At 67.5% G+C, this 20,937-nt stretch carries 21 protein-coding genes; 11 read left to right on the forward strand and 10 right to left on the reverse strand.

All coding sequences use genetic code 11. The annotated features are described in order from the left end of the window. Nucleotides 1–22 precede the first annotated feature (22 nt). Nucleotides 23–871, forward strand: a complete 849-nt coding sequence (locus DBY63_RS13930) for a CAP domain-containing protein (RefSeq protein WP_108582332.1) — start codon at nucleotides 23–25, stop codon at nucleotides 869–871. Between the two features lie 141 nt (nucleotides 872–1,012). Here DBY63_RS13930 and DBY63_RS13935 read toward each other — a convergent pair whose 3' ends face one another. Together DBY63_RS13935 and DBY63_RS13940 are read right to left on the reverse strand one after the other, a co-directional pair. Beyond that, entirely contained in the window at nucleotides 1,013–1,393 is a 381-nt protein-coding gene (locus DBY63_RS13935; RefSeq protein ID WP_177411453.1) for a VOC family protein, read from the reverse strand. Nucleotides 1,394–1,454: 61 nt separating this feature from the next. Then, nucleotides 1,455–1,790, reverse strand: a complete 336-nt coding sequence (locus DBY63_RS13940; protein WP_027598986.1) for a DUF305 domain-containing protein — start codon at nucleotides 1,788–1,790, stop codon at nucleotides 1,455–1,457. 416 nt (nucleotides 1,791–2,206) lie between these two features. On the opposite strand from DBY63_RS13940, the gene DBY63_RS13945 reads away from it, so the two are divergent. Next, nucleotides 2,207–3,397 (forward strand): sugar transporter, encoded by a 1,191-nt coding sequence (locus DBY63_RS13945; RefSeq protein WP_108582334.1) that lies wholly within the window; start codon nucleotides 2,207–2,209, stop codon nucleotides 3,395–3,397. 157 nt (nucleotides 3,398–3,554) lie between these two features. Further along, entirely contained in the window at nucleotides 3,555–4,022 is a 468-nt protein-coding gene (locus tag DBY63_RS13950; protein ID WP_108582335.1) for a DUF4442 domain-containing protein, read from the forward strand. Between the two features lie 163 nt (nucleotides 4,023–4,185). On the opposite strand, the gene DBY63_RS13955 is transcribed toward DBY63_RS13950, so the two are convergent. After that, nucleotides 4,186–6,579, reverse strand: coding sequence for a DEAD/DEAH box helicase (locus tag DBY63_RS13955; protein WP_108582336.1), 2,394 nt, complete (start codon nucleotides 6,577–6,579; stop codon nucleotides 4,186–4,188). A gap of 179 nt (nucleotides 6,580–6,758) precedes the next feature. Between DBY63_RS13955 and DBY63_RS13960 the strand changes: the two genes are divergently transcribed. From DBY63_RS13960 to DBY63_RS13970, 3 genes are all read left to right on the forward strand, one after another. Further along, the gene (locus tag DBY63_RS13960; RefSeq protein WP_177411452.1) at nucleotides 6,759–8,120 is read left to right on the forward strand and encodes a cation:proton antiporter; all 1,362 of its coding nucleotides are present in this window, start codon (nucleotides 6,759–6,761) and stop codon (nucleotides 8,118–8,120) included. A 29-nt stretch (nucleotides 8,121–8,149) separates the two neighbouring features. Beyond that, nucleotides 8,150–8,776 (forward strand): hemolysin III family protein, encoded by a 627-nt coding sequence (locus tag DBY63_RS13965; protein ID WP_007160523.1) that lies wholly within the window; start codon nucleotides 8,150–8,152, stop codon nucleotides 8,774–8,776. Nucleotides 8,777–8,944: 168 nt separating this feature from the next. After that, entirely contained in the window at nucleotides 8,945–9,319 is a 375-nt protein-coding gene (locus DBY63_RS13970; protein ID WP_223855457.1) for a septal ring lytic transglycosylase RlpA family protein, read from the forward strand. Between the two features lie 6 nt (nucleotides 9,320–9,325). Here DBY63_RS13970 and DBY63_RS13975 read toward each other — a convergent pair whose 3' ends face one another. Continuing rightward, nucleotides 9,326–10,342, reverse strand: a complete 1,017-nt coding sequence (locus tag DBY63_RS13975) for a GGDEF domain-containing protein (RefSeq protein ID WP_256594396.1) — start codon at nucleotides 10,340–10,342, stop codon at nucleotides 9,326–9,328. A gap of 247 nt (nucleotides 10,343–10,589) precedes the next feature. Between DBY63_RS13975 and DBY63_RS13980 the strand changes: the two genes are divergently transcribed. Beyond that, nucleotides 10,590–11,222, forward strand: a complete 633-nt coding sequence (locus tag DBY63_RS13980) for a DJ-1/PfpI family protein (RefSeq protein ID WP_108582338.1) — start codon at nucleotides 10,590–10,592, stop codon at nucleotides 11,220–11,222. Next, complete coding sequence (locus tag DBY63_RS13985) at nucleotides 11,216–11,839, forward strand: glutathione S-transferase family protein (protein WP_108582339.1); 624 nt, start codon at nucleotides 11,216–11,218, stop codon at nucleotides 11,837–11,839. Before DBY63_RS13980 ends, DBY63_RS13985 begins: the two co-directional genes overlap by 7 nt. Nucleotides 11,840–11,842: 3 nt before the next feature. Here DBY63_RS13985 and DBY63_RS13990 read toward each other — a convergent pair whose 3' ends face one another. Further along, nucleotides 11,843–12,829, reverse strand: coding sequence for a LysR family transcriptional regulator (locus DBY63_RS13990; RefSeq protein ID WP_051119454.1), 987 nt, complete (start codon nucleotides 12,827–12,829; stop codon nucleotides 11,843–11,845). Nucleotides 12,830–13,068: 239 nt separating this feature from the next. Between DBY63_RS13990 and DBY63_RS13995 the strand changes: the two genes are divergently transcribed. From DBY63_RS13995 to DBY63_RS14005, 3 genes are read left to right on the forward strand one after another with little or no spacing between them, the layout of a single operon-like run. Further along, complete coding sequence (locus DBY63_RS13995) at nucleotides 13,069–14,364, forward strand: MFS transporter (RefSeq protein WP_007160515.1); 1,296 nt, start codon at nucleotides 13,069–13,071, stop codon at nucleotides 14,362–14,364. 16 nt (nucleotides 14,365–14,380) lie between these two features. Beyond that, nucleotides 14,381–15,610: a Zn-dependent hydrolase gene (locus DBY63_RS14000; RefSeq protein WP_108582340.1), complete on the forward strand. Its 1,230-nt coding sequence runs from the start codon at nucleotides 14,381–14,383 to the stop codon at nucleotides 15,608–15,610. Between the two features lies 1 nt (nucleotide 15,611). Further along, nucleotides 15,612–16,631 (forward strand): histone deacetylase family protein, encoded by a 1,020-nt coding sequence (locus DBY63_RS14005; protein WP_108582341.1) that lies wholly within the window; start codon nucleotides 15,612–15,614, stop codon nucleotides 16,629–16,631. A gap of 38 nt (nucleotides 16,632–16,669) precedes the next feature. Here DBY63_RS14005 and DBY63_RS14010 read toward each other — a convergent pair whose 3' ends face one another. The 5 genes from DBY63_RS14010 to DBY63_RS14030 all read right to left on the reverse strand — a co-directional run bounded on the left by DBY63_RS14010 (nucleotide 16,670) and on the right by DBY63_RS14030 (nucleotide 20,920). Continuing rightward, on the reverse strand, nucleotides 16,670–17,017 hold the full coding sequence (locus tag DBY63_RS14010; RefSeq protein ID WP_007160512.1) for a cupin domain-containing protein: 348 nt from the start codon (nucleotides 17,015–17,017) through the stop codon (nucleotides 16,670–16,672). Nucleotides 17,018–17,119: 102 nt separating this feature from the next. Further along, nucleotides 17,120–18,148, reverse strand: coding sequence for an ABC transporter substrate-binding protein (locus DBY63_RS14015; RefSeq protein WP_074584654.1), 1,029 nt, complete (start codon nucleotides 18,146–18,148; stop codon nucleotides 17,120–17,122). Then, nucleotides 18,139–19,275, reverse strand: coding sequence for an FAD-binding oxidoreductase (locus DBY63_RS14020; RefSeq protein ID WP_108582342.1), 1,137 nt, complete (start codon nucleotides 19,273–19,275; stop codon nucleotides 18,139–18,141). The genes DBY63_RS14015 and DBY63_RS14020 overlap by 10 nt, the downstream gene beginning before the upstream one ends. Continuing rightward, entirely contained in the window at nucleotides 19,272–20,633 is a 1,362-nt protein-coding gene (locus tag DBY63_RS14025; RefSeq protein WP_108582343.1) for an FAD/NAD(P)-binding oxidoreductase, read from the reverse strand. The genes DBY63_RS14020 and DBY63_RS14025 overlap by 4 nt, the downstream gene beginning before the upstream one ends. Continuing rightward, nucleotides 20,630–20,920 (reverse strand): (2Fe-2S)-binding protein, encoded by a 291-nt coding sequence (locus DBY63_RS14030; protein ID WP_007160508.1) that lies wholly within the window; start codon nucleotides 20,918–20,920, stop codon nucleotides 20,630–20,632. The genes DBY63_RS14025 and DBY63_RS14030 overlap by 4 nt, the downstream gene beginning before the upstream one ends. Nucleotides 20,921–20,937 lie beyond the last annotated feature (17 nt).

Here is a 20,937-nt window from a genome sequence, read left to right on the forward strand (position 1 = left end):
TCTTTTCCGGATCCGCTCGCGCATGTCCCGTTTCCCCGCCTTGTCCCTGCTGCTGACCACGACCCTGCTGACCCAGGCCGCCCTCGCCGCGACGCCCGAGGAGGCGCGCCTGGTCAGTCTGATCAACGCCTATCGCGCCGCCCCCCAGGGGTGCCCGGGCACCCGCGCCGCGGCGCCGCTCGCCGCCGACAATCGCCTGGCGGCGGTGCGCCTGACCGGTCGCGATCGGCTGCAGGGCGATCTGCGCGCCGCGGGTTATCAGGCATCGGCCGTGCAGGTGATCATGCTGGCGGGCGCCACCACCGCCCAGGCGGCCATGGCCGGACTGCGCCAGCAGTATTGCCGGCCGCTGGCCAGCAGCGACTATGCGCAGATCGGGGTGAGTCAGCAGGGTCCGCGCTGGCAGCTGGTGCTGGCGCGTCCGGTGGTGAGCGCCGGCCTGGGCGACTGGCAGAGCGCCGGCAAGGCGGTCCTCGCCGAGGTCAATCGCGCCCGGGCCCAGGCGCGCACCTGCGGCACCCGGCGTTTTGCCGCGACCACCCCGCTGCGCTGGAATCCGGCGCTGGCCAATGCCGCCCTGGCCCACAGCCAGGACATGGCCGGTCGCGACTACTTCTCCCATACCGCCCCCGGCGGCGGCACCGTGGCCGAGCGGGTGGGCAAACAGGGCTACGGCTGGACCCGCATCGGTGAAAACATCGCCGCGGGCGCCGGTTCGGTCAGCCAGGCCATGCAGGGCTGGCTGGCGAGTCCGGGCCACTGCGCCAATCTGATGAATCCGGAATTCACCGAAATGGGCGCGGCCTATGCCCTGAATCCGCGGAGCACCCACAGCCTCTACTGGACCCAGGTGTTCGGTCGGCCGCGCTAGGCTCTGTACGAAAAGTGCCTGCACTCGGTGATGCGTCGTTGAAAACGCCTTCGGAATGCTCATTTACCACTCGTAAACTCCGCTTCCTCAGGCTTCTTTTCGCCTCGCCTGACCTTCGCTCGGCGACCTTTCGCGCAGAGCCTAGGTCGGGTACTCGGCGATCTCGATCAGGTTGAGGTCGGGATTGCGGACATAGACCGAGCGAATCGGTCCGGTGGCCCCGGTGCGAGCCACCGGGCCTTCGATGATCGGCCAGCCCTCGCGCTGCAGATGGGCGATCACCTGGTCCAGCGGCTCCCGGGCGATGAAGCAGAGGTCGAGGGCGCCCGACACCGGCAGGTGCGCCTTGGGTTCGAATTCGTGCCCCCGCTCGTGCAGATTGATCTTCTGGTTGCCATAGCGCAGCGCCTTGCGCCCCGCGCCAAACGTCTCCAGGCGCATACCCAGCACCCGGGTGTAGAAATCCTCGCAGGCGGCGAGGTCGATGGTGGTCAGGACCAGATGATCCAGATGGTCGATCAGCATGGTGGACTCCGCGTCGGGACTGGCGTCCCACTGTGCCAGTCCCGGACGCGGCGCGCCATTACTTGCCGTGGGCCTTGATCCAGCGATTGAGCTGGTCGATTTCCTTCTGCTGGGCCTGGATGATGTCCTCGGCCAGCTTGCGCATCTCCGGATCCTTGCCGTGCTGCAGCTGATAGCGGGCCATGTCGACGGCGCCCTCGTGGTGGGCCAGCATGCCCTTGGCGAAGGCCAGGTCCGGGTCCTTGGCCTTGAGGCCTTCTTCCATGCCCTGGTGCATGGTCTCCATGCTCTTCTGCATGTCCTGGTGGGCCGGGTGCTGGGTCTCGGCGGCCTGGGCGACGCCGCCGGCGAGCAGACTGAGGGCGAGCAGGGTGGAGGAGAGGACGATACGCATGGGGGAGGCTCCTGACTGGGCTGGTGACGCCGAGGCTAGAGCTTACCCCTGGGGTAAGGTCAATCGTCCGGCGCGTTTCGCTCGGAGCTTCGTCCAGGCAAAAGGTTTCGCGATGTTTTGTCGCAGCGCCAGGCGATCGGCGTGCTGCTCCCGGGTAAAAAAGCGCCACCGATCAGGCGGTTGGCCGCTTCGGCCAGGCGATTGCCGCTGTCAGGCGCAACTGCGGGAGGTTGTGATGGTCCGAATCGACAGCGTAGAATTTTTACTACATTCAATTCCAATCCCTACCTACGGCAGACTTCTCGCTCGCGACCCGGCGTCGCAGGCGGGCCAGGCCTTTGCTCGTGGGTTTTTGTCGTCGGCTTTCTGACCGAGAGTCGCCATCCACCCTTTCGCTCTGGAGTAGAAGACCCCCCATGGATGCTACCGCCGAAGCCCGGAAGCCCAGCTGGTCCGGTGTCATCGCCCTGGCCCTGGCCGCCTTCATCTTCAACACCACGGAATTTGTTCCGGTGGCGCTGCTCAGCGACATCGGGCGCAGCTTCGACATGCGCCCCTCGCAGGTCGGCTTGATGCTGACCATCTATGCCTGGGTGGTGGCCCTGATGTCGCTGCCGATGATGCTCGCCACCCGTTCCATCGAGCGGCGCCGGCTGCTGGTGTTCGTCTTCATCGTGTTCATCGCCTGCCACGGCCTGTCCGGGGTGGCCTGGAGCTTCGAGGTGCTGGTGGCCAGCCGCATCGGCATCGCCTTCGCCCATGCGGTGTTCTGGTCGATCACCGCCTCGCTGGCGGTGCGCATCGCCCCGGCCGGCAAGCAGACCCAGGCGCTCGGCCTGCTGGCCACCGGCACCTGCCTGGCCATGGTGCTGGGCATCCCGCTGGGCCGGGTGCTGGGGGAATTGCTGGGCTGGCGCTACACCTTCGTCGCCATCGCGGCGCTGGCGGTGGGCACGGTGCTCTGGCTGGCGCGCAACCTGCCGCTGCTGCCCAGCGAGAACTCCGGTTCCCTGGCCAGCCTGCCGGTGCTGTTCAAGCGCCCGGCGCTGCTGTGCATCTACCTGCTCACCACCCTGGTGGTGACCGCCCATTTCACCGGCTACAGCTACATCGAGCCCTTTGCCGTGGAGGTGGCGGGCATGGGTGGCATGCAGATCACCGCCTTGCTGCTGCTGTTCGGCGGCTCCGGCGTCATCGGCTCGCTGCTGTTCAGCCGCTACAGCCTGAGATTCCCCAATGGCTTCCTGATCGCGGCCATCGCTGGCATCGCCCTGTCGCTGCTGTTGCTGCTGCCCTTCGCCTGGAAGAGCTTCATGCTGGAGGGTCTGAGCGTCATCTGGGGCATCGCCATCATGAGTTTCGGCCTGGCGCTGCAATCCAAGGTACTGGCCCTGGCCAAGGACGCCACCGACGTCGCCATGGCGCTGTTCTCCGGCATCTACAACGTCGGCATCGGCGGCGGCGCCCTGCTCGGCAGCGTGGTGGGGACCCATGTCGGCATGCCCTACGTCGGCCTGGTGGGCGGCGGCCTGGCGGTGGCCGGCCTGCTGTTCGCGGTGTTCATGACCCGGCGCTACGCCGAGCAACTCAACGCCAATCCGCTATAAGGCCCGCGGGCGCCTCTTCGGCGAGGCGCCCCGGCCGCGCGACCCGGGGGTCGCGAACTGTCTACCGGGCCGCGTCCGCCAGCCATGGAGCGGCCCGGGGCGAAGCGCTAAGCTGCGGGCACCTGGCGCTCCGGCCAGGCTGCCGGATGCGCTCGCCATGAATCGACTGCTGTTCAATCTCTTCGTCTGGACCAAGGTGCCCATCGCCAAGATCGCCGGCCTGCGCCTGCGCCACCTGGACGATGCCGGCTGCCAGATGCAGGTCACCCATGGCTGGCTGAACCAGAATCCCTTCAAGAGCATGTTCTGGGCGGTGGAGGGCATGGCGGCGGAATTTTCCACCGGCATCCTCGCCGACCGGCACATCCGCCGTTCCGGCAGCCGCTACGCCATGCTGGTGGTGGCCATGAGGGCGACCTTCAGCAAGAAGGCCGTGGGTACCATCGTCTTTCGCTGCGACCAGGGCGCGGCCATCGCCGCGGCGCTGGTGCGCGCCCGGGAGACCGGCGAGCCGCAGCAGGTCGAGCTGCGCAGCGTCGGCACCGACGAAAGCGGTGAGCAGGTGGCGGAATTCTTCTTCACCTGGAGCTTCAAGGCGCGGGCGCCGCTGGGGACGTCCCGGTAGGAGCGACTGTCTTTCTTTATCGCGGCCATGGCGGTCCGCCGATGCGGCCGTTCTGGCTTGGACTATCGCGGCCATGGGCCGCTCCTACAGGAGCATGATTTCCCTGTAGGAGCGGCCCATGGCCGCGATCGGTAGCGTGACCGCTGGCGACTTTCCGCGCCGCCTAGCGCCCGAACCGTCCACCTCGGCGTTCGCCCCGTCCCTGGCGGCGGCCGCCCTTGCCCTGGCCCTTTTCCTGGCCACGCGGCCGGCGTCGGCGGGACAACTCCCGGGTGATGGCGTCGTTGAGCAGGTCGCGATGATCCTGGCCGCGTTCCAGGGCCGGAAACAGCTCGGGCAGGCTGCGCGACAGGTGCAGATAGGTCTCCACCACGTGCAGGGCGCTTTCCAGTCCGGCGAGATCGGTGCCCATGGGGATGCGCGGCAGATCCACCGGCTCGCCGCGGGCGACGCTGCGCAGCCAGCGCTGGGCCTGGCCGCTGGCCGGGCCTTCCAGGCCGCCACGGATCGGCGTGCAGGCGAAGATCCAGCGCAGCTGGAAGTCGATACCGGGCAGGTCGATCAGCTTGATCCACTCGGCCAGCTCGTCGGGCAGTACCGAGACGAAGGCGTCGCCATAGTTGATGTTGCGATTGAAGGTCAGCCAGGTGCGCAGCAGGCTGGGCTCCTCCATGAACTCGGACAGCGCGCGCAGGTGTTCCAGGCTCGGTCGCACCTGGAACTGGTGCAAATCCACCGGATCGTCCGGGCTGTGGAACAGCCGCTTGATGTTGCGCAGTACATGGGGCTCCAGCGCGGTGATTTCCCCCTCGGCATGATGACCGAACCGTCCGGCGCGCCCGCCGATCTGCTTGACCTCCTGCACCCGCAGCGGCCGGTTCTCCACCCCGTCGAATTTCTCGTCGGTGTAGAAGCACAGGGTATGGGCCGGCAGGTTGAGGCCCATGCCCACCGCATCGGTGGCGACCATGATCTCGGTCTCGCCTTCGCGGAAGCGCCGCGCCTGTTCCCGCCGCACCTCCGGCGAGAGGGCGCCATAGACCACCGACACCCGGCGGCCGGCCATCTCCAGCAGGCCCTTGAGTTCCAGCACCACCCGGCGGCTGAAGGCCACCAGCAGCGAACCCGGTTCCAGGCGCTCCAGGGTGGTGGCGTGGCGCGCCACCGTGACCGGCGACAGGCGCTTGGTGGGCTTGATCTCCAGGCGGTCCTCGCACAGCTCGCAGAGGGTGCGCAGCGAGGGTTCGATCAGCGCCGGGCCGGTCATCAGCAGGCGCTTGGTGTGGGCGCTGACCAGGGCATCGACCCAGGCCCAGCCGCGCTGCGGATCGGCCAGCATCTGCACCTCGTCGACCACCACCACCTCCCACTGCTGGCGGCGGAAGCGGGCGAATTCCTCCACGGTGCAGCAGAAGTGGGTGGCGCCCGGGCGGATGATCTCCTCCTCGCCGGTGACCAGCGAGCAGGGTACGCCGAGGGATTCCAGGCGCTCCTGGTTTTCCAGGGCCATCAACCGCAGCGGCGAGAGGTAGATGGCATGGGTCACCGCCGCCATGGCCTCAATGGACCTGTGAGTCTTGCCGCTGTTGGTGGGGCCGAGCAGGGCGGTCCAGGTGCGGGTCAGGCGGCGGGCCGGGTAATTCTGGTGGTACTGGCCGAAGCGCGGATTGTTTTCCAGCAGCACGGCGAAGGCCATCTTCTCGCGCTGCTGGGTCACGGCGTGGCGCAGCGCGCGGCGCAGCTTGTCGGCTTCCAGGCGCATCAGCTCCTGCAGGCGCGGCGTGCCCAGCTGGTGCAGATCGAAGTCCAGGGCATCGGCTTCGCCCACCAGCACGGCGAAACGCTCGCGCAGGTCCGCCTCGGCTTCGGCCCTGAGCGCGGCGACATCGGCGTCACTCAGCAGTCGGCCCTGGTTGGCCGCCAGCCGCCGGGGGATCTCCAGGCGAATGTCCTCGTGGGTCAGCACCACGTTGAATCTCAATTCGTGGCGCGTTTCGTTGAGCACCTCCACCGCCCGCGGCAAAAAGTCGTCCAGGCGGATCAACGCCTGGGGCACCCGCTCCAGCACCCGCTGGCGATCCTCGTCCGCCATCTCGGCGAAGGGCGCCGCCAGAATGCCGAGGCGCTCGCGCACCGCATCGCCCAGACGCTCGCTAACCGCGGCGGCAAAGGCCTCGGCCGAAGCGCTGTCGGCCAGATTCAGCGCCCAGTGGGATTCGAGCAATTCGCTCGCCGCGCCGCCGGTAAAGAGCTTTTCGCTGCCGAAGACGTCCACCGGATAGCCAAAGGTCTTGCCGGCATTGAGCAGCGCCTGGCCCAGCAGGCTGTCGGGATCGGGCGCGCTGCCGGCGGCGACCGCAGCGCCTTCGTCCAGCCCCAACCAGAAGGCCTTGGCGATCCGCCCCAGGTGCGGCAGGGGATAGCCCGAATAGGGTTTGAACCAGATTTCCTGGTGCTGCTGCCTGGCGACGAAGTCGGGATGGGTGCGGCCGGCCCAGTCGAGGAAGCGCTGCAGGCGTTCGAGGCGGCGTTGCTTGCGGAGGCGGTGATCGCTCATGCGGGTAGAGGCTTTCCTTGGGGACTATAGGGCATGGGACCCCGGCCAGGGCCACGGGGTCACCCGGAGGCGCGCCATTCGGCAGATAGGGGGCACGCGGCTACGTCGGCGCAGTCTCCATCAGAAGGGTGACGTCTGCTACCCGTTCTTCCTTCTCTGTTCTGGATCACGCTACCCACATGACTTTTCTCGTCTGGGTCGGGGTATTGGGATCGCTGTTGATGATCCTCGCCCTGACCTCCGCCTACCTGCGCTGGCTGCCGGTCACCACCTCGGTGGTCTGCCTGGCCTTCGGCATGCTCATCAGCCCCATCGGCCTGGGCCTGGCCGAGGTCGACTTCCAGCAATCGGCGACCTGGATCGGCCACCTCACCGAGGTGGCGGTGCTCTTTTCGCTGTTCGTCAGCGGCCTCAAGCTGCGCCTGTCCTTTCATCGCTCTTCCTGGCACGGCGCCTATCTGCTGGCCGGGCCGGTGATGATCTTCAGCATCGCCGGGGTCTGCCTGATCGCCCACTACCTGCTCGGTCTGTCCTGGGGCGTGGCCCTGCTGATCGGCGCCATCCTCGCGCCTACCGACCCGGTGCTGGCCGGGCTGGTGCAGGTCAACCACGCCCAGGATTTCGACCGGGTGCGCTTCGGTCTCTCCGGCGAGGCGGGCCTCAACGACGGCACCGCCTTTCCCTTCGTGCTGCTCGGTCTGCTGCTCCTGCAGCATGGCGAACTCCATTGGGGCTGGACCCTGGAGTGGTTTCTCAAGAATGTGGTCTGGGGCGTGCCGGCGGGCCTGCTGCTGGGCTATGCCATGGGCAAGGGGGTCGGGCGGCTGATGATCTTCCTGCGCACGCGGCATGGCGACAGCACCATCTCGCCCAACGATTTCCTCGCCCTGGCGCTGATCGCCCTGTCCTATGTGCTGGCCGACGAGATCGGCGCCTTCGGCTTTCTCGCGGTGTTCGCCGCCGGCCTGGGCCTGCGCCAGGCCGAGGTACAGACCTCCGGTAATGCGGAAACGCCTTCCGAGCAACTGGCGCAACCGGTGATCGGTCACCTCACCGGAGCGCCGGAGCGTGCCACCGTGGCCAACGCCGAGGACATCGAGGAGCCGCGCATGGCGGCTGGGGTGATGATGGGCGACATGCTCGCCTTCGGCAGTCTGGTGGAGCGCTCCTTCGAGGTGCTGCTGGTGACCTTGCTCGGCGTGGTACTCATCACCCACTGGGACAGCCGCGCGCTGCTGCTGGGCGCCTTGCTGTTCGTGGTGATCCGCCCGCTGGGCGTGGCCAGCATGCTGCCCTTCACTCGCATCGATCGCCACCAGGGTGCGCTGATCGGCTGGTTCGGCATCCGTGGCATCGGTAGCCTGTATTATCTGTGCTACGCGCTCACGCATCAGGTCACGGCCGAGTGGGCCGGGACCATCGTCGACCTGACCCTGTCGGTGGTGGCCTTGAGCATCGCGGTCCACGGGATTTCCATCCAGCCGCTGCTCGACCGCTACGAGCGCCTCACTGCCCGTCGCGAGGGCTCGGCGAGACCCTGAGCCCATTTGCGACCTACACCGGAGGACGCATGTACTACGGCGAACGTCTCAATGCCTGGACCCATCTGGTCGGTGCCCTGCTGGCCCTGGCCGGCGCCATTGCCTTGGTGGTACTGGCCAGCCTGCAGGGCGATCCCTGGCGCATCGTCAGCGTGGCCATCTATGGGGTCGCGCTGGTGATCCTCTACAGCGTGTCGACCCTCTACCACAGCGTGAAGGGGCGGGCGAAACGCCTATTGCAAAAGCTCGATCACCTGTCGATCTATCTGCTCATCGCCGGCAGCTACACGCCGTTCTGCCTGGTGACCCTGCGCGGTCCCTGGGGCTGGACGCTGTTCGGCATCGTCTGGGGGCTGGCGCTGATCGGCATGGCGCAGGAGCTCAAGCCGCGTTCGGAGGCGCGCATCCTGTCGCTGGTGATCTACGCCACCATGGGCTGGATCGTGCTGGTAGCGGTGGGACCACTGCTGGATCGCCTGGGCGGCGAGGGCTTCGCCTGGCTGGCGGCCGGCGGGGTGCTCTATACCGTCGGCATCCTCTTCTTCGTCTTCGACGATCGCTTTCGCCACTGGCATGGCATCTGGCACGGCTTCGTCATGGCCGGCAGCGCCCTGCATTTCGTGGCCATCCTCAGGTACGTGCTGCCGGCGCCCTAGGGCGGTCTTGAGGGGCTCGTCACAGATGGGCTGGCCGCTGGCCATCCCTGGCGAACCTCCCGGGGGCGCCCGGGTTCAGAGCTAGCTGAATCCACTCCCCGAGCGTTGCTTTCCCGAAAACCAAGAAAAAGAGGAAGGTGAAACGTGTTCATCCGTCCCAGATCCCTCGTGTTGCTTCTGATACTTGCCTGCACCGCCTGCCAGGAAAAGGACGCCAAGACCGTCGCGGCACCGGTCAAGAAGGAAGCCGGCTTCGAACAGCGCGGCAAGGCCTCCTTCTACTCGCGCAAGTTCCACGGCAAGGAAACCGCCAGTGGCGAGACCTTCAACAACAACGAACTGGTCGCCGCCCACAAGACCCTGCCGCTCGGCACCCGGGTCAAGGTGACCAACCTGGAAAATGATCGCGCCGTGGTGGTGCGCATCAACGACCGCGGGCCCTATATCCGCGGCCGCATCATCGATCTCTCCCGCGCCGCTGCCCGGCGGGTGGACATGGTCGACGACGGCACCACCGCGGTTAAGGTGGAAAAGCTGGAGTAGCGGTCCTCAGCGGATCCAGACCACCTGGTCCTTGCCCTGGCGCTTGGCCTGGTAGAGGCCTTCGTCCGCCTGGCGCAGCAGCTCGTTGAGCGACAGCTCCGGCGCAAGGCGAAGCGCCCCGGCGCTGAAGCGGATGCCCAGGGGGCCGGCCTCGGCCAGGCGCGCGCGCAGGGTTTCCAGCAGGTGGCTGATCCTTGCCTCGTCGAGGCCGCGGATCAGCAGGCCGAATTCCTCGCCGCCCAGGCGGCCGCCCTCCAGCCGCGGATCGAGTCGATCGAGTTCCCGCGCCGTGGCGACCAGCACCTCATCGCCCACCTGATGGCCGTGCCGGTCGTTGATCTCCTTGAAGTTGTCGATGTCGAGCATGACGAAATGCCTGGCTTCCCATCCGCTCTCGCCCCGCGCCGCGTCCAGCTGTTGGAGGAGCTTGCGGCGGTTGGCGATCCGGGTGAGTTCATCGGTTTCCGCGAGAATCCGATAGCGCTCCTTGAGCCTGAAGGTCCGTAGCATCCACTGGCTGTTGGCGTGGTTGTAGGCGATGCCGATGGCCAGGGCGACACTGACCAGCAGCCCGACCAACTGCTCCGGCATCGCGCTGGGTATCAACCGGTCCTGACCGATGAAGAGGATGAAGCCGGCGCCGGCCAGGGTGATGAGGTAGTGGGAGAGGCGGTAGGTCAGGCCGCAGGTGCCCAGGATGATGATGAGGGCGACGGGCAGGTTCCAGTAGTGACCCACGGCGCCGCCATCCTGGATCTGGATGCGGAAGGCGAGGGCGAATGCCCAGATGTTGCCGGTAAAGGTCAGACTCATCATGCGTGCGCTGCGCGCCACGCTGAGCAGGGCGCTGATCGCCAGCAACAGCAGCATCAGCGCGAAATAGCGTCCCTTGTAGGGACTGCCGATCAGCGGATTGCACCACAGGGTCAGCGGCCACATCGCCAGCATCAGCGGCTGCAGCACCAGCAGGGGCGTGCGCAGCACCCGCCGGACGTGCTGTTCATAACGAATCTCGTTGTCCATCGACATCTCGAAAGGGGGTAAGGCCGATGGGCGATGACAAATCGGCCGGTGGCTCGGCCAGGGTGTGTCACTGTAATGGCTAAGTGCCATGGCTTCCAGTGCTCCAGCGTCGTCGTTGCCCGGCTTAGAGCGGTTTGCCGATGATTGGCATGACTGTATGGCCAGCCCGGTGCGGCACTGTATCTGGTCGAACGGCAGAGTCGCGGCCAAGAATCCTTGGATCGACAGCAAGCCCTTGGTAGCTCCCATGCACCTCGCCATCCTCACCTTCGAAGGCTTCAACGAACTGGACTCCCTCATCGCCCTGGGCCTGCTCAATCGCATCAAGCGGCCGGACTGGCGGGTCTCGCTGATGGCGCCGACCCCCCTCGTGACGTCCATGAACGGCGTCCGCCTGGAGCGCCAGGCCGGCTTCGACGAACTGGCGGATTGCACCGCCGTGCTGGTTGGAAGTGGCAACCGGACCCGTGAGGTCGCCCGGGATGCGGCATTGCTGGAGCAACTGTCGGTGCTCGATCCCAGGCGCCAGCTGATCGGTGCCCAGTGCTCCGGGACGCTGCTGCTGGCGCGCCTCGGCCTGCTCGACGGCGTACCCGGCTGCACCGATCTCACCACCAAGCCCTGGGCGCAGGAAGCCGGCATCGAGGTGCTGAATCAGCCCTTCTTCGCCCGCGGCAACCTGGCCACCGCCGGCGGCTGCCTGGCTTCCAGCTACCTGGCGGCCTGGGCCATCGCCAGGCTGCTGGGCCGCGACGCGGCGGCCGAGGTGCTGCATTACGTGGCACCGGTGGGCGAGAAGGAGGACTATGTGCAGCGCGCGCTCGGCAATATCGAGCCCTATCTCAGCCATCCATCCCGGGAGGTCGCCTCTGTATGCTGAAGATTCTTGGTCGCGTCTCTTCGATCAACGTACGCAAGGCGCTCTGGTGCCTCGATGAACTGGGCCTGGGCTATGAGCGCGAGGACTGGGGCGCCGGCTTTCGCTCGGCGCAATCCGCCGAGTACCTGCAGTGGAATCCCAACGGCCAGATCCCGGTCCTGCTGGATGGCGACTTCGTGCTCTGGGAGTCCAACAGCATCCTGCGCTACCTGGCCAATGCCCATGGCGGCGAGGCGCTTTATCCTACCGCTCCGCGCGCCCGGGCGCGGGTCGATCAGTGGCTCGACTGGCAGGCCTGCGAACTCAATCCGGCCTGGAGCTATGCCTATCTGGCGCTGGTGAAGCAGCAGCCACCGGAACCCGATCCGCAACGCCTAGCGCAAGGCATCGCCGCCTGGAACGGGCGCATCGCCATTCTGGAGGCGCACCTGGCGCAGCACGGCCCCTATGTGGCCGGCGAGTCCTTCAGCCTGGCCGACATCGCCCTGGGCCTGTCGCTGCACCGCTGGCGCAGCACCCCGATGGAGCGCATCGCCGCGCCGGCCATCATGGCCTATCTCGAACGCCTGGCCACCCGCCTGGCCTGGGCCTGCTATGCGAGCGATGCCACGCCCTGAGGCCTAGAGCCGCGCGGCGACCTCGGTGGTCGCCAGCAGATGCTGGAAGCCTTCCAGCAGTGCGGTTTCCGCCTGGGTCATGCGCTGTTCGCGGTGCCAGAGCAGGTGCACGTCGACATCGGCCACGCCCTCGCTGGGCGGCAGGCGCCAGAGTTCGCCGGCGGCCACCTCGTCGGCCACCACATGCTGGGGCAGACAGCCGATGCCGTAACCGGCGCCGACCAGGCGGCGGATTTCTTCGAGGCTGGGCGAGGAGGCCACGATACGTCCGGTGAAGCCCTGCTGATCGCGAAAGATGGTGAGCGGCGAGAGGCTGCCGCCAATCTGGTCGCTGGTGAAGCTGACGAAGTTTTCGCCCTGTAGATCGGCCAGCGACAGGCCACTGCGCCCGAACAAGGGGTGGCGGCGTCCGCAGAAGAAGGCGTAGCGCTGCTGCAACAGCACGCGCTGCTCCAGCTTGGGCTGAGGAATACGGCAGAGGGCGAGGCCCAGGGTCGCGGTCTTCTGCAGCAGGGAGCTGATGATGTCCGAGCTGCGCATCACGTCGATCTCCAGTTCCACCCGTGGAAAGCGACGGTGGAAGTCGGCGAGGAAGTCGTCGTAGCAGCGCGACTGGATGCGGCTGATGGTGAGCATCCGCACCTTGCCCACCACGGTTTCCGTCGAGCGCTCCAAGGCAGCGCCAAGGCGGGAGACGTTGCCATAGAGGTCGCTGGCGATCCGGGCTACCTCTTCGCCGGCCTCGGTGAGGGCGAAGCGCGGCCCACGGCGAATGATCAGCGCGCGATCGAGTTGTTCCTCCAGCCGCTTGAGGGCCTGGCTCACGGCTGGCTGAGTCAGGTGCAGCCGTGCGGCCGCACGACTCACGCTGCCTTCCTGGACGATCACCAGATAGGTGCGCAGGAGATTCCAGTCCAGCCGATCGTTGAGAAAACGCCGGCCCTCGGGCAAGGGCGCGGGGGAGAGCGGTTCATCCTGATTATTAGCCATGTTTATAGATAAGTATAAGAATTAGAAAATTGACTAATCTTAGCCCGCCAAGGGATAACGACGTCAAGGCGCCCTAGAGCGTCCTCGATCCTTCTTCCTCTCCTGCCCAACAAGAACGATACCCCCAGGAGTGCTGCGTCCATGTCGCCCTGATCGCCCCTGCCCATTGCTCTCCGTGCGTCCGGCCTTCCAATCCGCCGCGCCGCCTCTCTTTCCGGCAGTCGATAGGAGCACCCTGCATGCCGTCCACCTCTCCTCGTCGCCAACCCAGACGCGCCGCCGCCGCTGCCTTCGTGGGCACCACCATCGAGTGGTACGACTACTACATCTTCGCCACGGCCGCCGCGCTGGTCTTCGGCCAGTTGTTCTTTCCTTCCGAAGACCGCTTGCTGAGCACCCTGGCTGCCTTCGGGACCTTCGCCGTAGGCTTCTTCGCCCGACCTCTGGGTGGCCTGGTCTTCGGCCATATCGGCGACCGCATCGGCCGCAAGAAATCCCTGATCGTCACCCTGCTGATGATGGGCGTGGTCACCGTGCTCATCGGCATTCTGCCCACCTATAGCCAGGCTGGCGTCTGGGCGCCGATCCTGCTGATCCTGTTGCGGGTGGTGCAGGGCATTGCCGTGGGGGGTGAATGGGGCGGCGCCGTGCTGATGGCCGGCGAGCATGCACCTGCGGGCCGTCGTACCTTTTTCGCTTCCTTCGCCCAGTGGGGGAGCCCGGCCGGCCTGATCCTGTCGATCATTGCCTTTCGTAGCGTCACCAGCCTGCCGGAAGAGGACCTGCTCAGCTGGGGCTGGCGCCTGCCGTTTCTGGCCAGCGCGCTGCTGCTGGTGGTCGGGCTGGCCATCCGCCTGGGCGTGGATGAATCCCCCGAATTCGCCGAGATGAAGGAGCGCCAGGAAACGGTCAAGGCGCCGGCGGCCGAGGTGCTGCGCAGCGCCTGGCGTCCGTTGCTGCTGTGCATCGGTGCCAATACCCTGGGCATCGCCGGCGTCTATTTCACCAACACCTTCATGCTCAGCTACACCACCCAGGTGCTGGAGTTGTCGCGCTCGCTGATCCTCGATTGCCTGCTGTTCGTCGCCCTCATCCAGTTTCTGGTCCAGCCGCTGGCCGCATTGTTCGCCGAGCGCCTGGGCAGCGCCCGTTTCCTGCTGTTGATCGCGGCCCTTGCCATGGCCTCGCCCTATCCGATGTTCGTGCTGGTCAAGACCGGCTCGGCGCCGCTGATCGTGCTGGGAATCGCCCTGGCGGCGGCCTGCATGGCGTCCTTCTATGCGGTGATCGCCGGTTTCGTCAGTGGTGTCTTCGCTACCCGGGTGCGCTACACCGCCATCTCCATGGCCTACCAGATCTGTGGCGCCATCGCCGGTGGCCTCACACCCATGATCGGCACCTTGCTGGCTCACCGCTTCACGGGCGAGTGGTGGCCACTGGCGGTCTTCTACTCCCTGCTGGCCGGTCTGTCGCTGCTGTGCGTGGCCGCTCTGGCGCGCCGTCGGGAAGCGACCGCCCATGTCTCTCCCGCCTGAACACAAGGAATCCACCATGTATCGAATCGATGGCGAGCGTCTCTGGCAGAGCCTTGCCGCCATGGCCGAGATTGGCCCTGGCGAAGCCGGCGGCAGCAGCCGGCTGGCCCTGAGCGAAGAGGATCGCCAGGGACGGGCACTGTTCGGCCAGTGGTGCGCGGCCGCCGGTCTCAGTCTGACGGTGGACCGCATCGGCAACCTGTTCGCCCGTCGTCCGGGCCGTGATGACCAGGCCGCGCCGGTGGTCATGGGCAGTCATCTGGACACCCAACCCAAGGGTGGGCGCTTCGACGGCGTCTATGGCGTGCTGGCCGGTCTCGAAGTGATGCGCAGTCTGAACGATGCGGACATCCAGACCGACCGCCCCCTGGAAGTCGCCGTCTGGACCAACGAGGAGGGCGCCCGCTTCACCCCGGCCATGCTGGGCTCCGCGGTCTTCACCGGGCAACTGCCGCTGGCCGAGGCCCTGGCGACCTGCGACCGGGACGGCATCTCCGTGGCTACCAGCCTGGAGCGCACCGGCTATGCCGGCGACCAGCCACTGGGGCGGACCTTCGACGCCTATTTCGAGGCCCATATCGAACAGGGTCCGGTCCTCGAAGACGAGGGCCTGGCCGTGGGCGTGGTGACCGGGGGCCAGGCGATCTGCTGGCTCGACGTGTGCGTCCGGGGCACCGCGGCCCACGCCGGGACCACCCCTATGGCCCGGCGCCGGGATGCCCTGTTCGGCGTCGGCCGGATGCTGGCCGCGCTGGAGGATCTCGCAACTCGCTTCGGCGAAGGACTGGTCACCGTGGGGCAACTGGATGTGGCGCGCTCCTCGCGCAACACCATCGCCGGCGAGGTGCACTTCACCCTGGACCTGCGTCATCCCCAGGACCAGACCCTGGCGGCGCTGGAAGCCGCCGCGCGGGAATGCCTGGCCGCCGTGGCCGCCAAGCGCGGCTTGTCGCTGGACGTCCGGCGGCACTGGCTGAGTCCTGCTACCCCCTTCGCCACCGACTGCGTCGCCGCCGTGCGCGATGCGGTCCAGGCGCTGGGCTATCCCCACCGCGACATCATCAGCGGCGCCGGTCACGACGCCATCCACCTGGCCAAGCACTGCCCCACGGCGATGATCTTCATCCCCTGTGCCGGCGGCCTGAGCCACAACGAGGCCGAGTCGGCCAGCTTCGATGACGTCCGCCGCGGCGCCGACGTCCTGTTCAATGCCGTGCTGGCCCGCGCGGGCCATCAGGAGAGATGACATGAAGACCTTTTTCCATCCCGATCAGCGCCTGCACCATCCGCGCAGCTACCTGTCCCGTGGCCAGATGCGCACCCCCCAGGAGGTGCCGGCCCGCCTCGACGCCTTGCTGGCCGCGGTGGAGCGGTTGGGCTATCCCCTCGAACAGCCGGCGGATCACGGTCGCGCGCCGCTGCATGCCGTGCACGGCGAGGCCTATGTGACCTACCTGGAGAATGCCTATCGCGACTGGCACCAGGTACCCGAGGACTGGGGTGACGAGGTGATGTCGAACATCTATATCCGCGAGAACAACCCGCTGCGTGGCATCCTCGGCCAGACCGCCCGCTACCTGGCAGACGGCAGTTGTCCGATCGGCGCCCAGACCTGGGCCGCCGTCTATGGCTCCGCCCAGAGCGCGGTCGCCGCGGCGCGCTGCGTACGGGACGGCGCGCCAGCCGCCTATGCCCTCTGTCGTCCACCCGGGCACCATGCCCGCGCCGAGGCGGCCGGTGGCTTCTGCTACCTGAATGGCGCCGCCATCGCGGCCCAGGAGTTGCGCGCGCGCTTCGCCCGGGTCGCCATCCTCGATACCGACATGCACCACGGCCAGGGCATCCAGGAAATCTTCTACGACCGGGATGACGTCTGCTACCTGTCGATCCATGGCGATCCGACCAACTTCTATCCGGTGGTGGCTGGTTTCGCCGATGAACGCGGCAGCGGGCCGGGCGAGGGCTGCAACCTCAATCTGCCAATGCCTCACGGCGCCTCCGAGGCTGACTTCTTCGCCCGGCTGGATCAGGCCGAGACGGCACTGCGTGAATGGGCGCCGGACGTGCTGGTGCTGTCCCTCGGCTTCGACATCTACGAAAACGATCCGCAGTCCAAGGTGGCGGTGAGTCAGGCGGGATTCGGCCTGCTGGGCGAAAGGATCAAGGCCCTCGGGCTGCCCACGGTGATCGTGCAGGAAGGGGGATACGACCTGGAAACCTTGAGCGACAACGCCGAGCGCTTCTTCCGCGGTTTCGACGGTCGATGACAGCCGGCCCCCGACGCCAGTGCCGGGGGCTCACCCGATCAGGCGAACACGAAATACTTGCGCACCGTCTCGACCACTTCCCAGGTGCCCTTCATGCCGGGTTCGACGACGAAGATGTCGCCGGCTTTCAGGTGGATGGGCTCCTGGCCGTCGGGGGTGATGATGCAGTAGCCCTCCTGGAAGTGGCAGTACTCCCACTTCACGTAGTCGACGCGCCACTTGCCGGGGGTGCAGATCCAGGTGCCCATGATCTTGCTGCCGTCATCGGAGGTGTAGGCATTGAGATTGACGGTATGGGGCTCGCCCTCGATGCGCTCCCATTTGCAGGCATCGACCACGGGCAGGGGTTGGGTGTCGCGCAGAACGGTGATGGGCGGGTTGGCCATGGCGGCTCTCCTGGTGATGGAAGCCGCCAAGGGTGAAGGGTCGCCCCGAAGCTGGGTTGTCCAGGGTCGACACCCACCGGTGCATTTGCGCTGTTCGAGCGACTAGCGCTCCACCTGCCGATTCCAGCGGGCGTTCCACTGCGGCCGCACCTTGTTCACTTCGTCCCAGTCGATGGTCACGGCGGTCTTCAGGTAGTTCTGCATGGCTTCCACCTGGCCGCGGGTCTTGTCGGTGGTGGGGGTGTTGGGGTTGGACGGGATCTGGTCGCCCAGTTCCAGCGCCGGCGCCTGGGCCTCGGGGGTCAGCAGGTATTCCGCCAGTTGCTGGGCCAGCTCGGGCTGGTCGTTGTTGGCGGTCACGCATTCGGCGACGTTGAGTACCACGGCGCCTTCCTTGGGCGGGGCGTATTCCACCGGGATGCCCTTGAGCTTGAGCGCGGTGACCTGGGTGGGCGTCAGCGGGAACAGCGCCGCCTCGTCGGTCTGCACCATTTCCGAGAGCTTGGCCGAGCTGGGGATGTACTCCAGCACATTGGGGCCGACGGTGGTGGACCAGGCCTTGAAGCCGGGGTCGACGTCCTGCTCGGTGCCGCCCTTGAGCCGGTTGAACATCAGGAAACCATGCAGCCCGAAGGTGGACGAGGACAGCGACTGGAACACCACCTTGCCCTTGTACTTGGGATCGGCGAGGTCCGCCCAGGAGGTCGGCGCCGCCCAGCCCTTGTCCTTGAACAGCCGGCTGTTGTAGGCGAGACCGGTCACGCCCAGGCTGACGGCGGCTGCCTGGTCCTTGATCTTGGCCTTTTCGGGGATCTGCGCCAGGGCCGCGCTGGGCTTGAGCGGACTGCACAGATTCATGCCGATGGCGCGGTACATGATGCCGTCGTCGAGAAACATCACATGGATCGGCGGCTTCTGCGGACTGGCCTGGACCTTGGCGAGGATGTCCGCCGAGGTGCCGGGCACGATCACCACCTTGACGTTGTGCGCCTTCTCGAAGGCGGGCAGCACGCTGTCGGCATAGAGGCGTTCCATGGTGCCGCCATTCATGCCGAGGTAGAGCGTCGGTTCGGCCACGGCGGCCAGGGGCAGGCCGGCGAGGGCCACGAGCAGGGCAGGGGTCAGGCGCATGTTTGGGAACTCCTGGGCTGGGAAGGGAAACGGGCGATGGAAAAGGCCTGCAGGCTGTGCCGGGGGGCGCCCTGCAGGATGCACTCGGCCAGGGCTTCGCCAGCCGCCGGCCCGATCTGGAAGCCCGCGCCGGCAAAGCCGAAGCCGTGCAGCAGGCCGGGGGTGGTGAGACTGGGGCCGAGCACCGGCTGGTGATCCGGCAGATAGCCCTCGACGCCGCTCCAGGTACGGATCGCCTGGGCACCGCTGAGGGCCGGATAGAGTTCGGCGGCGTTTCTCAGGATGTCGAGGATGGCCAGCTGGCCGGGGCGGGCGCGGTCGGCGTCGAGGGCGAAACCGCGCCCGCCGCCCAGCACGCAATTGCCCCGCGCCACCTGGCGGGCATAGATGCCGCCGCCTTCCACGCCGGTGCTGGCGGTCATGAAGAGAGGCAGCGGTTCGGTCACCAGCATGGCCGGATGGGCCGCGGTGAGGGGCACCGGCTCGCCGAAGCGGGCGGCCAGCTCCGCGGCCCAGGCACCCGCGCAATTGAGCAGCCAGGGCGCGCTCAGGGTCAGGCCGCTGTCGGTGCAGAGTTGGAAGCGCTGGCCATCGTGCTCGACCGCGGTCACGGCGGTCCGTTCGAGGATGCGGGCGCCGGCGCGGGCAGCTGCCTGGGCGAAGGCCGGGGAAACCAGGCGCGGATTGGCGTGGCCGTCCTCCGGGCAGAAGGAGGCACCCACGGCGATGTCGCCGACCCAGGGAAAGCGCCGGCGCAATTCGCCCCGGTCGAGCAGTTGCAGATCGAGGCCGAAGCCCTGGCTGGCCTGGGCATAGGCCTGCAGGGAGGCGAAGTCGGTGTCGCTGCGGGCCAGCTTGAGGTGGCCGGATCTGAGGTATTCGCCATCGGTACCCAGCAGGTCCCGCAGACCGCCCCAGATCTGATGGGCGCGACTGGACAGCGGCAACTGCACCAGCGGGCGGCCCTGGCGGCGTACCCCGCCGTAGTTGACGCCACTGGCCTGGGCGCCGCAGAAGTTGCGTTCCAGCAGGGCGACGCGCTGGCCGCCCTGGGCCAGGAACAGCGCCGCGCTGCTGCCGACGATGCCGCCGCCGATGATCAGGACATCCACGTCCAGCCGACTCATGGCGCCAGCTCCACGCCAAAGGGCAGCGGCTTGATCGGCGCCTGGGCGCGCAACCGGCCGATCTGGTCCAGCGGGCGACCACTGGCGCAGGCGATCAATTCGGCCGCCGCCGCGCCGCAGATGCGCCCCTGGCAGCGACCCATGCCGACCCGGCAGGTGGCCTTGACCCTGTTGATTTCCCAATGGCCCTGGGCCACGGCGGCGCGGATCTCGCCGGCGCTGACCTGTTCGCAGCGACAGACCGTGACTTCGTCCGGCGCCTTGGCCGCCCAGTCCGCGGGGAAGGGAAAGGCCCGCTCCAGGCTCTGGCGAAACACCTCGAAGCGCACCAGGCGTGCCTGCAGGGCCTGGATGCGCGTCCTGTCCACCGGCACGCCGCGATCGTCCAGCAGACTCAGGGCCGCCAGTTCGCCCGCCAGCTCGGCGGCGTCGGCGCCCTGGATACCGGCGCCGTCGCCGGCCAGGTAGACCCCGGTCTGACTGCTGCGCCCACCCGGATCCCGCACCGGCAACCAGGCGCGATTGAGAGCGCTCCAGGCGAAGTCGCAGCCCAGCAGGTCGGCCAGCTGGGTCTCGCTGCGCAGCGTCTGGCCGAAGCCCAGGGCGTCGCACTCCAGTCGGTGCGCCTCACCATCGGCGGCGCGCCAGCGCACGGCGTCTACTCGACGCTCGCCTTCGACCGCCAGGAGCTCGGCACCCTGGTGCACGGGTACGCCGTGCAGTGCCAGCCAGCTGCGGTAGTAGAGGCCCTTGGCGAAGGTGGCCGGTTGACCGAGCAGGGCCGGGGTGGCAGCGGCCTGGTCGCGGAAGGGCGCGCTGTCCAGCACCGCCAGCGGCTTGGCCCCGGCCTTGGCGTATTGATAGGCGACCAGATAGAGCAAGGGGCCGGTACCGGCCAGCACCGGGCGGCTGCCGATGGCGCAGCCCTGGAACTTGAGCGCCACCTGGGAGGCCCCCAGGCTGTAGACGCCGGGCAGCGTCCAGCCCGGTACCGGCAGGATGCGGTCGGTGGCGCCGGTGGCGACGATCACCTGGTCGAAGGCCAGGCGATCGACATAGCGGCCCTGGCTCAGGGTATCCAGGGCGCGTGCTTCGGCATTCCACACCAGGGTGTCGGGTCGATAGTCCAGCTGTGCCTGCACGGCTTCCAGCGCGCCGTGCAGCGCCTGGGCCTTGCCGGCTTCGAAGCCGTACAGCGCCTTGATCGGCCGCCGGAAATTGCCCGGTTGCTGGCGATAGATCTGGCCGCCGCCGCGGGCGCTTTCGTCGAGCAGCACCGGCTCGAGGCCATGGGCGACCAGGGTCTGGGTCGCGCGAATGCCCGCCGGTCCGGCGCCCACCACCACGACGGCGCTCACAGCGGCCGCCCCGGATCGCGGCTGACCTGCTGGCCCGCTTCGAGAAAGGTGGCGCAGGCGCGCACCCGGCGCCCGTCGGCCAGGCGCACCCAGCAATCCTGGCAGGCGCCCATCAGGCAGAAACCGGCGCGGGGTTCGCCGCCGAAATCGCTGCCCCGCAGGTGATCGCTCTGGGTCAGGATGGCGGTGAGCAGGGTATCGCCCTGCAGGCCCTCGGCCGGCTGGCCGTCGAGGGTGAAGGCCAGGGTCGGGCGGTCGCGTTCGGCCACCCGCTTGAGCAATGCCATGGAGGGGTCTCGGCTGT

The organism is Pseudomonas sp. RIT411, assembly GCF_003057735.2.
In the GTDB taxonomy this organism is placed as follows: Bacteria; Pseudomonadota; Gammaproteobacteria; order Pseudomonadales; family Pseudomonadaceae; genus Chryseomonas; species Chryseomonas oryzihabitans.

Bases quoted from the DNA above. Each gene is read 5' to 3' on its own strand.
- DBY63_RS13930 (WP_108582332.1), top strand. From the start codon at position 23: ATGTCCCGTTTCCCCGCCTTGTCCCTGCTGCTGACCACGACCCTGCTG.
- DBY63_RS13940 (WP_027598986.1), bottom strand. From the start codon at position 1,790: ATGCGTATCGTCCTCTCCTCCACCCTGCTCGCCCTCAGTCTGCTCGCC.
- DBY63_RS13945 (WP_108582334.1), top strand. From the start codon at position 2,207: ATGGATGCTACCGCCGAAGCCCGGAAGCCCAGCTGGTCCGGTGTCATC.
- DBY63_RS13950 (WP_108582335.1), top strand. From the start codon at position 3,555: ATGAATCGACTGCTGTTCAATCTCTTCGTCTGGACCAAGGTGCCCATC.
- DBY63_RS13955 (WP_108582336.1), bottom strand. From the start codon at position 6,579: ATGAGCGATCACCGCCTCCGCAAGCAACGCCGCCTCGAACGCCTGCAG.
- DBY63_RS13960 (WP_177411452.1), top strand. From the start codon at position 6,759: ATGACTTTTCTCGTCTGGGTCGGGGTATTGGGATCGCTGTTGATGATC.
- DBY63_RS13965 (WP_007160523.1), top strand. From the start codon at position 8,150: ATGTACTACGGCGAACGTCTCAATGCCTGGACCCATCTGGTCGGTGCC.
- DBY63_RS13975 (WP_256594396.1), bottom strand. From the start codon at position 10,342: ATGGACAACGAGATTCGTTATGAACAGCACGTCCGGCGGGTGCTGCGC.
- DBY63_RS13980 (WP_108582338.1), top strand. From the start codon at position 10,590: ATGCACCTCGCCATCCTCACCTTCGAAGGCTTCAACGAACTGGACTCC.
- DBY63_RS13985 (WP_108582339.1), top strand. From the start codon at position 11,216: ATGCTGAAGATTCTTGGTCGCGTCTCTTCGATCAACGTACGCAAGGCG.
- DBY63_RS13990 (WP_051119454.1), bottom strand. From the start codon at position 12,829: ATGGCTAATAATCAGGATGAACCGCTCTCCCCCGCGCCCTTGCCCGAG.
- DBY63_RS13995 (WP_007160515.1), top strand. From the start codon at position 13,069: ATGCCGTCCACCTCTCCTCGTCGCCAACCCAGACGCGCCGCCGCCGCT.
- DBY63_RS14000 (WP_108582340.1), top strand. From the start codon at position 14,381: ATGTATCGAATCGATGGCGAGCGTCTCTGGCAGAGCCTTGCCGCCATG.
- DBY63_RS14005 (WP_108582341.1), top strand. From the start codon at position 15,612: ATGAAGACCTTTTTCCATCCCGATCAGCGCCTGCACCATCCGCGCAGC.
- DBY63_RS14010 (WP_007160512.1), bottom strand. From the start codon at position 17,017: ATGGCCAACCCGCCCATCACCGTTCTGCGCGACACCCAACCCCTGCCC.
- DBY63_RS14015 (WP_074584654.1), bottom strand. From the start codon at position 18,148: ATGCGCCTGACCCCTGCCCTGCTCGTGGCCCTCGCCGGCCTGCCCCTG.
- DBY63_RS14020 (WP_108582342.1), bottom strand. From the start codon at position 19,275: ATGAGTCGGCTGGACGTGGATGTCCTGATCATCGGCGGCGGCATCGTC.
- DBY63_RS14030 (WP_007160508.1), bottom strand. From the start codon at position 20,920: ATGGCATTGCTCAAGCGGGTGGCCGAACGCGACCGCCCGACCCTGGCC.